The organism is Campylobacter concisus (assembly GCF_902460875.1).
Classification (GTDB): Bacteria; Campylobacterota; Campylobacteria; order Campylobacterales; family Campylobacteraceae; genus Campylobacter_A; species Campylobacter_A concisus_AA.
The window spans coordinates 292,669-302,408 of sequence record NZ_CABPVR010000007.1; the positions used below are offsets into that span (position 1 = coordinate 292,669).

Below are 9,740 nucleotides of genomic sequence, written 5' to 3' on the forward strand. Positions count from 1 at the left end.
TTTTCTCCCTTATGAAAATTTATTTTACTTTTTTGGCATTGTGTTGTAAGTATTTGAGCACTAAATTTAGGTCAGTTTCGTCTAGTGCTACAAATTTTGCATCGACCATTCCAGCTAAATTTGCTGGCCACTGAGCCGCTGTAAAGCTGTTTGGTTCATGTAGCCTGTGACATGCCGAGCAGGTCTCTTCGTAAATTTTCTTTGCCTTTACGTAAAGCTTTTTTGTATCGCCGCCAAGTGCGTTATTTGGCACTTCGTAAACGCCCTCTGCTTGGTACCAAACCTCGCCGTAGTCATCTTCAAGATCTTTTACTTTTTTGAAATTTGCCTCACTCTCGTCATTAAAAGCTACAAAAACTTCCGGATCTTCTATACTTCTTTGAAGTTGGGCTAAATAGTTTGCCGAAACTACGCCATTAACCTTAATCTTGCTCGTTTTATCGCCTTTTTCGACGACTTCAACTGGTGTTAAAACCTCGATCTTTCCGATCATCTTGCCATCTAGCGTTATATTGGCATCTTTTGCGATAACATCGGCACTAAAAGCAAGACTACATGCTAAGGCAGGGGCTAAAAATAGCATTTTCATGTTGCAATCCTTAAAAATAAAATTTAAAAAAAATTTATAACCTAATAACTTAAAATTACATTGTTATATTTAGCTTTATTTAAGAAATTTAATATTCATTTTTATTAAAAATAAGATTTAGAAGAAAATTTATCAATGAGTTTTATTGATTGTCTTAATGATTAAAAGTATAAGCAAACACAAGCTCTGTAAAAATTTTAATTTTGGATCTAGTGAAGTAAAAATTTAACTTTACTTCACTAGCTACTATAAAAAGTATGGTAGAGCTTTTATAAACTTAAAAACTTAAATTAGTAAACTTCTTACAGAATTCAAAAATATGCTAAAAGTTACTACTCTACATTGCTAGCTATGTTAAGACTTTCTAGAGTTTTATCGTTTTAAAAATTTTTATCAAAACGCCTTATTATCAATCTAACAGCTTTGCTTATCGCCTAGCTCGCAAGCCTTTTTTCGCATTTGCTTTGCCTTTTTCGCGTCTTTTTTTACTTGCTCGTATCTGTTTTCGTTGAAATTTCCCTCATACAGCCACGCTGCTCTTGCGCAGCCGCCTACGTAGCCTAGCTTACACGAGCGCTCGTAATACTCCATCATCTCGCCTATATCGCCTCCCGTTCGCTCTATCATCCAGCCCACGTTGTAGCATCCGGGAGCGTATTTTTTGTTGCATAGAGTGTTGTTTATCGCAAACGACTGCACCTCGTCGCCCAGCTCTTCTTGTATGAAATTGGCTAGCGCCAAGCAACCGGGCAAATACTCGTAAAGGACGCAGCTAGCCTTGTAATACGCGCTAATCTTAGTCTCGCGCTCGCTCTTATCCGCGGCATTTACTAGGTTATTTTTATAAAGTTCGCCAAGATAAAAGCAACCCTCGCCGTCCCCTTTGGCGCAGGCTAGACTAAATAGCCCCTCCGCCGCGCCGTAGTCTTGCTTTAAGTTAGCCGCTACCATGCCCGCTTGCACGCACTCTTTGGTGGCGTTTAGGTCGGGGTTTTTGCATTTTTTGACCTTTTCTAGCGTATCTGCGGCTAGCAATGGCGAAAAGCCGGGCTCGCTAGCGAATAAATTTAACGCTACAAAGAGCGCAAATAATAAATTTTTCATTTTTATCCTTTAAATTTATCTAACTCCGAGTCTTGGCGATGCAAGCGGCGACGGCTTGCATCAAGGCGCCGCGAAATCCGCCTTTTTCAAGCGCGGCAAGTCCCTCAATCGTGGTTCCGCCCGGCGAGCAGACCTCGTCTTTTAGCGCGGCCGGGTGCTTGCCGCTTTGGATCAGGCGCGCCGTCCCCTCTATCGCCGCACAGACGGCGTCGTAGCAAAGCCGCCTAGGCAGTCCGCCTCGCACACCCGCATCCGCCGCAGCCTCGATAAAGGCGCAAACATACGCGGGCAGGCTTCCTGCGATACCAGTAAATGCGGCAAACCCGGCCTCGTCTATCTCGTAAATTTTGCCTATTTTAGCGATTATCTCGCGCACGGTCTCTTCCTTAGCCTCGCTAAATCCCGCGTCAAAGCAAAGAGCCGTAGCCGACGCGCCGATGCAAGCTGCTATATTTGGCATCGCGCGAGCGATATAAACGCCTTCGCCTACGATTTGCCTAGCGCGCTTTATGTCAAAACCCGGCGCCAAAAGAAGCAAAATTTTGCCCGCAAGCTCGGGCGCGATCAGGCGCAAGATAGCCTCGTAGCTGGCGGGCTTAGTAGCCAGCACGACCGCGTCCGCTTCGCGCGCTAGATCCGCTTCGCTCGCGGCTATTTTTACGCTAAATCTCTGCCGTAAGGCTTCGTTTTTGCTTCTGGCGCAGGCTAGGATTTCAAATTTCGCCTTTTTTTCGCATTCGCACTGGCTCGCGTTTTTATCCGTTTGTGCTAAATTTTCCGTCCCGCACGCCTCGCTACCGCCGTCAAATTTCTGCTCGTCCTCGGCCGAGCTTGCCCCGTCAGGTTGCGCTCGCCAAAGCGCCTCTATCATTGCGCCGCCCATATTTCCGCCGCCGATGAAGCCTATTTTTACGTTTTTCATTTCGCCGTCTTTTTTAGAGTGCCGATTTTGACCGCTTTGCCCGCGATCGCCGTATTTACCGCCGCGCTATCCGCCCAGATCGCGCCCGTAACCTGCCCAGGCGCCAAGGTATAAACGCCGCCCGTTTGCGCCTCGTCGCTCGCCTTAAACTCGTTGCCCACGACCAGCTCATAAACGACGTTCGTGTCATTTTCAAATTTGATCGCCGCTTTTAGCGTCGGCTCCATTTTCTGTTTAGCTGCGCCCGCGTACTGCTCGAGTATGTTTTTGCTAAGCTTACCGTAGACGTCGCCGTCTGGGCTTAGATATATCCGCACGACGCGCTTGTCCGAGTTTTTGCCGCCCTTTTCGCCCTTGCCGACGCTCACACTCATCTCGTAGGCGGTTTCTCCCGTCGGAAAATCCTTAAATTTAGCGTCAGGGACGAAAATGCGAACGTTGTCCGTTACCGTCTTCGTTTCGTGCGTCTGCGGCGTTATGCCAGTTAGCACGATCGTGGATTTCACATCCTCGCCTTTATCCGAAGCAAGCGTAGAGATCGGCACGCGCGTAAGCAGTGTCGTCTCGTAGCAGCCGCCAAAAATTAACGCTGCGGCGAAAGCGAAGATAAATTTTAGTTTTTTCATCGGTTTCCTTTAAATTTACGCCGATTCTAGCATAAACTAAGCATTTTTGTATTGATTATATTAAAAGTAAAAATAGAAAAGTAAGTATGGTATTTTAAAGTATAAATAGTTTTAGGATTGATAAATTTTAGATGAGAGAGAATGACTCTATTTCGTCTTGAACAAAGCCAATTTAAATAAATAATTCAAAAAGATATAAGAATTTATTTAAATCTTTTTTGCTGTTTTTAGAGTTTAATTATTAGCCCCTTTACAAAGGGGCTAGATGACAAATTTTAATTAGAGTTTTGCTTTTCTTTTGCGCTCTGTTGGGTCTAAATAGCGCTTGCGAACGCGGATATTTATAGGCGTAACCTCGACTAGCTCGTCATCCTCGATCCACTCTAGTGCGCGCTCAAGGCTTAGCTTTCTAGGTGGCACAAGCTTGATCGCATCGTCGCTACCGCTAGCACGCACGTTTGTTAGGTTTTTACCCTTGATAGGATTTACGTCAAGGTCGTTTGGACGGCTGTGCTCGCCGATGATCATGCCTACATAGACTTTTGCTTGCGGATCAAGGAAAAGCACACCACGATCTTGCAAGTTAAATAGCGAATAAGCAAGCGTTACTCCGTTTTCCATCGAAACTAAAGCACCATTTGTTCTGTGCTCCACTGTTCCACTTAACGGCCTAAACTCCAAAAAGCTGTGGTTCATAACGCCCTCGCCTTTTGTATCAGTCAAAAACTGGCTTCTAAAACCGATAAGTCCGCGTGCTGGGATCTCAAACTCGATCCTTGTTTGACCATCACCTGTTGGGTTCATAGAGACCATTTCAGCTTTTCTTTTGCCTAGTTTTTCTATGACTGTGCCTGTCGTATCGTCAGGCGCATCGATCACTAAAAGCTCGTATGGCTCGCATTTTACGCCGTTTATCTCTTTTACGATGACCTCAGGTCTGCCAAGTAAAAATTCATACCCCTCGCGGCGCATATTTTCAGCCAAGATAGTGATCTGAAGCTCACCACGGCCGCTTACTTTAAATTTGCCCTCGCCGATGTTTTCGTATTTCATCGCAATATTTGTCTTCATCTCGTTTGCAAGGCGCTCATCGATCTTATTTGATGTGACGTGTTTGCCCTCAGTACCTGCTAATGGCCCATCATTTACAGAAAATACAACGCTAAGTGTTGGCTCTTCGATATGGAGAGGATCGAGCGGATGAGGATTATTTGGATCAACGACACTATCGCCAACATCAAGCGCATCAAAGCCAGCGATCGCTACGATGTCGCCAGTGCCAGCCTCGTTAATATCGGTTCTTTCAAGACCCATAAAGCCAATTAACTTTGAAATCCTACCAGTTGTCTTTGTACCATCAGCCTTTGCAAGCATGACATTTTGATTTTTTGATATCTTACCGTTAAAAATTCTCGCGATGCCGATCTTGCCGACATAGTTGTCATAATCAAGCGTAAAAACTTGAAGCTGAAGTGGGTTCTCGTCGCTGCCGCTTGGAGATGGTACGTGAGCCAAGATAGTCTCAAAAAGTGGCTGCATATCTTTGTTTTCATCGCTTAGTTTTAGCTTTGCATAGCCATTTTTAGCAGCGGCATAAACGACTGGAAATTCTAGCTGCTCATCGTTTGCATCAAGTGCTACAAAAAGGTCAAAAATTTCATTTATAACGCGGTCTGGATCGCCTGCTGGCTTATCGATCTTATTTACAACGACGATTGGGCGAAGCCCTAGTGAAAGTGCCTTTTTTACGACGAATTTAGTTTGTGGCATAACGCCTTCTTGCGCATCGACAAGCAACAAAACGCCATCAACCATCTTAAGAACGCGCTCAACCTCACCACCAAAGTCAGCGTGGCCCGGAGTATCGATGATGTTGATCTTTGTATCTTTGTAACGAATAGCAGTATTTTTAGAAAGGATCGTGATACCACGTTCTCTTTCGATATCGTTGCTATCCATGACACGTTCGCCAACGCTTTGATGTTCGTTAAATGTTCCTGACTGCTTCAAAAGCTCATCAACCATTGTTGTTTTACCGTGGTCGACGTGTGCGATAACGGCTATATTTCGTATCTTTTCCAAATTTTTCTCCGTTTATTAGTTTGCTATTTTTCGTTTGTCAGTTTTAAAATAGGGGCAGATTATAGCCAAATTTTTATAAATTTTAAGCTGATATCAAGAAATTAATTTTTGGAATAGATTTTGCATGCTTGGCATTAAGTTTAAAAATTTGAAAGGTTTAAATGCAAGCTTATACAGCGAAAAATAACGTAGATTTGCTAGCTCCTACTGGAGGTAAAAAGCCCTCTGTTTCTAAAAAATCTCAAAACAACGGCGAATTTTTGTCGATGGTTTTAGATGCAGCTGCGAGCAAGGCAAATAGCGGCCAAAAAATCACTGAAAAAGATGTCAAAGAGATAGTAAAAACGGTTACCACTCAAAAAGAGACACTGCAAAAAGCTCAAAGCGAAAGCGCGGCAAAAATTTCAGCCGCACTTGAAGAAAATTTAGACGAAGATACAAAAAATGAGCTCTATGAAAATGCAAATTTCATGCAGCTTTTGCAAGTTTTAGAAATTCTAAATGGCAATGAAAAAGTAAGTAAATTTCCAAATTTCAGCGACAAGATCGCAAATTTCTTAAGTGTGCCTGAAAATGTCGAAGAGCTTAGCAACGTTAAAAGCGTTAGCGATCTTATCGACCTTGCTAAGAAATTTAACCTTGGCCTTGAAAATATAGAAATTTCAAATGAAGACGTGCCAAAACTAAATGAGATGTTTAAAAATTTAGGCAAGAAAGAATTTTTCACACCTATAAAGATCGAAGAGAAGCCTTTTTACCTAAAAGAGCTAAAAAACGAGGTCGAGCAAACTATCATCAAAAACGAGCCAAAAGAGGTCGTAAAGCTTGATACTTTGCTAAAAGAGGTGGTAGCAAATCCAACAAATGAAGCTAAAAATTTAGTAAAAGAAGAGCCTAAAAAGCTAGATAGTGAAGTAAAGCTTGATGATGAGATAGTGGATGTTGAGCCAGAGGAGCAGCTAAAAGAGCCTAAAGTAAAGGTAAATTTACACGAGCAAAAGGCGCAAAAAGCCCCAACTCTTGAGTCGCTACTCTTCCCTGAAAGAGAACAGCAAAAAAATGAGAATTTAGAGAGCAAAGAGACATTTAACAGCGATAATAAATCAGAACTAAATCAAATGGTAAAAGATATCGCTAGTAGTGCCAAACACCAGCTTCAAACAAAGGCTGAGATAAAAGAGACGCTTAGTAACTTCTCTTCTACACTAAAAGAGCAGGTGCAAAACTATAAAGCTCCGATCACTCGTTTTAACATCACGCTTAATCCACTAAAATTAGGAGAGGTTGAGATCACGATGGTAAATCGTGGCAACAACTTGCATGTAAATTTTAACTCAACTACGGCTACGATGAATTTATTTTTACAAAATCAAGCCGAGTTTAAAAATAGCCTTGTAAATATGGGATTTACCGAGCTTGAGATGAATTTCTCAGATCAAAATCAAAGACAAGATAAAAAAGAACAAGCAAAGAATAAATATAGCTCAAATCAAAGCGATGAGAGCGAAAACACTCAAGCGGAACAAAGCTTGCTTGAGCTAGTAATACCAAGATATATTTAGGAGAGATCATGGCTTCAGTTTCAGATATAACTACACAAACAACACAACAAAAAAACGCCGAGAAAAAGGCAAAAGCAAAGCAAGATGCGGCAGCTGGCACAGGAACTAACCCAAATGCGCAGCTAGATAAAGATGCATTTATGAAGCTACTTTTAACAGAGCTTCAGTATCAAGACCCAACAAGCCCTATGGATACTGAAAAGATGCTTACGCAAACTAGTCAGCTAGCTTCACTAGAGATGCAACAAAATACAAACTCAGCTATGAAAGAGCTTGTAAATCAGTTAAAATCAAATGCAAATGCCTATGCTATCTCAGCCCTTGGCAAAATGGTCTCAACTGGTTCAAACTCAGTTTTACTAACAGATGAGCAAAAAACTGTAAATTTTGCACTTTATTTTAAATCAGATCTTGCAAATGGCAAGCTTGAAATTAAAAATGCAAATGGAGAGGTCGTTCGTTCAATCGATATAAAAGATCTAAAATCAGGAGTTCGCAGAATATCTTGGGATGGCAAAGATGATTCTGGAAAACAATTACCAAATGGCGCATATACAGTCTCTGTTAATTACACTGGGAAAGATGGTAATTCATACAAGACTCAGGTAGGTAGCTATCCAGTTGAGGCAGTAAAATTTGTAGATGGTAAAGCCATGATAAAAATCGCAGGCGAATATGTCCCAATGGATAAAATATCTGAATTTTACGAAGGATAAAAGCCATGATGAGAGGTTTTTACAACGGAATTAGTGGTATTAAAACACAAAGCTTTGGCATGGATGTTTGGGCAAATAATATCTCAAATATCAACAACGTAGGTTTTAAAGCTTCAATCCCTGAGTTTAAAAATTTAATCAATCAACATATGGCTTCTGCTGGAAGTGGTCCAACTAACAATCAAGTAGGTCTTGGAGCTACGAAACAAACGACAGCTTTAAAGATGACAAATGGTAGTTTTCAAAATACTGATAATAACTTTGACCTAGCCATAGGCGGTAAAGGCTTTTTTGGTGTCGTTGATAAAAATGGTAGAAACTACTACACAAGAACAGGTAGCTTCGATATAGATGGGGCTGGAAATTTAGTAGATAATAAAGGCAACTTGCTTCTTGGTACGTTAACAAGTTTTACTCCAGTTACTCCAAGTGCTAATGCCCTTAGAAAATATGGTCAAACAAAAGGTACCACGCAGGCATTTACTGCAAAAGAAGAAGATCTAAAACTAGGCGATACTGGCTCACAAAAAGGCATAAATTTACCTCGTTTTTTATATATGCCAGCCAAGCAAACAAAAAATATAAATTTAAAAGGTAACCTAGACTCAAGCCTTATAACAGATAAGCGAACAACAGCCATTGATGCGGCAAATTTTAACTATACACTCGATAATACAAACAAAACTATCTCACTAAATGGGCAAATCCCGCTAAGTCAGACAAGATTTGGTGCAAAAGCAGGTGATAGCGTAGTGGTAAAAGTAAAAGACGGTGATGGTAAAATTAGTGAGTTTTCAACCACACTAGAGAGCGATGGCAGCTGGCATATAAACAATAAAAGCCTAAAATTTATGAATTTTGCTAGCTTAGATGTAAAAGCTGAAGTTACATCACTAGTTGAAGTAACTAATAAAGAAAAACTAAGCTCAGAGATATATAACAGTGATGGTACAAAGAGCTTAGTAACTATAAATTTTACAAAGCAAATCCCTCAAGGTGGCAATCAAACTACATGGAATGCCACAGCTACGATAACTGATGCTAATGGTGTTGTGCAAAATACAGCTATGGGAACACTTACTTTTGATGGTAGCGGTAGGCTTGTTACAAATACATTAACAAGCGTTGGAAACGTTGCTTTAAATTTTCTTGGCGATGGAGATGCGAATGTCTATAATGGAATAACAAGCTCGGCCAATTCAAAAAAAGATTTTGTAATAAAAGCAGATGGCTACGCCGAAGGAAATCTCACAAAATATAGCGTCGATGACCGTGGAAATATCATGGCAAATTTTGACAATTCTCGTTCATTTATAGTTGCAAAAATAGCTCTATATCACTTCCAAAATGAACAGGGTGTATCAAAAGTGGGTGATAATCTCTATGAAGCAACTCCAAATTCAGGTGAAGCATTTTTTTACAAAAATAAAGCTGGTGAGACTATTTATGGCTCACAAATTCTTGCAAATAAACTTGAAATGAGTAACGTCGATCTTGGTCAAGCGTTAAGTGAGGTTATAGTCACGCAAAAGGCTTATGAGGCTAGTGCAAAAAGTATCACAACAAGCGACGAGATGATTCAGACTGCTATTCAGATGAAGAAATAATTTTTATGCTAGTTGATGATTAAAAATTTAAAATGAATGATAATTTTAAGAATAGAGTTTGACTTCGCTTATTAAAAACTCATAAACTCTTTGCTGAACTAAAATCTCTTCCTCACAGCCACTCATCAAGCGACGAAGATGAGAAAAATCTATTTTTTTGGTGTATCTTTTGTGATCTTTTAGGTCTTTATCAATGCTTAAAAGTAGTGCATCAAGTGTGATTCTATCGTTTCTTTTAACTCTTACTACATACTCTTTAACAGTTTGGATCAAAAAGTCTTTTCTTGTTTGGTCATTTTCATAAATTTCATTTGTAATGTCATTTAAAACAAAAAAATCATCTTCGTCTGGGTCAAATTTAGCAGAGATCATAGCAGCAAAAATTTTTGCACGAAATTCTAAAGATTTGTGATGATAGATAAAAAAATCTCTAAAAGCTGATAAAAAACGAAGTTTAAACTTTCCAGACATTACTCTACTTTTTATGAAATTTGGGCTGATTATATACTTTTAAAGCTAAATTTTTAAAAAT

General features: G+C 40.3%; 9 protein-coding genes. 3 read left to right on the forward strand and 6 right to left on the reverse strand.

Annotation, left to right across the window (positions count from 1 at the left end; all coding sequences use genetic code 11):
- Nucleotides 1-19 precede the first annotated feature (19 nt).
- The 5 genes from F3H01_RS05245 to typA all read right to left on the reverse strand — a co-directional run bounded on the left by F3H01_RS05245 (nt 20) and on the right by typA (nt 5,323).
- Nucleotides 20-589 carry a hypothetical protein gene (locus tag F3H01_RS05245; RefSeq protein ID WP_149725069.1) on the reverse strand — a complete coding sequence of 190 codons (570 nt, stop codon included), beginning with the start codon at nt 587-589 and terminating at the stop codon, nt 20-22.
- 414 nt (nt 590-1,003) lie between these two features.
- Nucleotides 1,004-1,693 carry a tetratricopeptide repeat protein gene (locus F3H01_RS05250; protein WP_149725070.1) on the reverse strand — a complete coding sequence of 230 codons (690 nt, stop codon included), beginning with the start codon at nt 1,691-1,693 and terminating at the stop codon, nt 1,004-1,006.
- A gap of 19 nt (nt 1,694-1,712) precedes the next feature.
- On the reverse strand, nt 1,713-2,615 hold the full coding sequence (gene proC / locus F3H01_RS05255; protein ID WP_149725071.1) for a pyrroline-5-carboxylate reductase: 903 nt from the start codon (nt 2,613-2,615) through the stop codon (nt 1,713-1,715).
- Nucleotides 2,612-3,121, reverse strand: coding sequence for a ubiquitin family protein (locus tag F3H01_RS05260; RefSeq protein WP_223155377.1), 510 nt, complete (start codon nt 3,119-3,121; stop codon nt 2,612-2,614). The genes proC and F3H01_RS05260 overlap by 4 nt, the downstream gene beginning before the upstream one ends.
- A 399-nt stretch (nt 3,122-3,520) precedes the next feature.
- Nucleotides 3,521-5,323: a translational GTPase TypA gene (typA, locus tag F3H01_RS05265; RefSeq protein WP_149725073.1), complete on the reverse strand. Its 1,803-nt coding sequence runs from the start codon at nt 5,321-5,323 to the stop codon at nt 3,521-3,523.
- A 161-nt stretch (nt 5,324-5,484) separates the two neighbouring features.
- Here typA and F3H01_RS05270 point away from each other — a divergent pair, with 161 nt between their 5' ends.
- Genes F3H01_RS05270 through F3H01_RS05280 form a run of 3 tightly spaced genes read left to right on the forward strand, consistent with a single transcriptional unit; the run spans nt 5,485 to nt 9,208 of the window.
- Nucleotides 5,485-6,885, forward strand: a complete 1,401-nt coding sequence (locus F3H01_RS05270) for a flagellar hook-length control protein FliK (RefSeq protein ID WP_149725074.1) — start codon at nt 5,485-5,487, stop codon at nt 6,883-6,885.
- 8 nt (nt 6,886-6,893) lie between these two features.
- The gene (locus tag F3H01_RS05275) at nt 6,894-7,601 is read left to right on the forward strand and encodes a flagellar basal body rod modification protein (protein WP_021090228.1); all 708 of its coding nucleotides are present in this window, start codon (nt 6,894-6,896) and stop codon (nt 7,599-7,601) included.
- Between the two features lie 5 nt (nt 7,602-7,606).
- Complete coding sequence (locus F3H01_RS05280; protein ID WP_188116353.1) at nt 7,607-9,208, forward strand: flagellar hook protein FlgE; 1,602 nt, start codon at nt 7,607-7,609, stop codon at nt 9,206-9,208.
- A gap of 45 nt (nt 9,209-9,253) precedes the next feature.
- On the opposite strand, the gene F3H01_RS05285 is transcribed toward F3H01_RS05280, so the two are convergent.
- Nucleotides 9,254-9,679, reverse strand: a complete 426-nt coding sequence (locus F3H01_RS05285) for a hypothetical protein (RefSeq protein WP_149725075.1) — start codon at nt 9,677-9,679, stop codon at nt 9,254-9,256.
- Nucleotides 9,680-9,740: the final 61 nt, after the last annotated feature.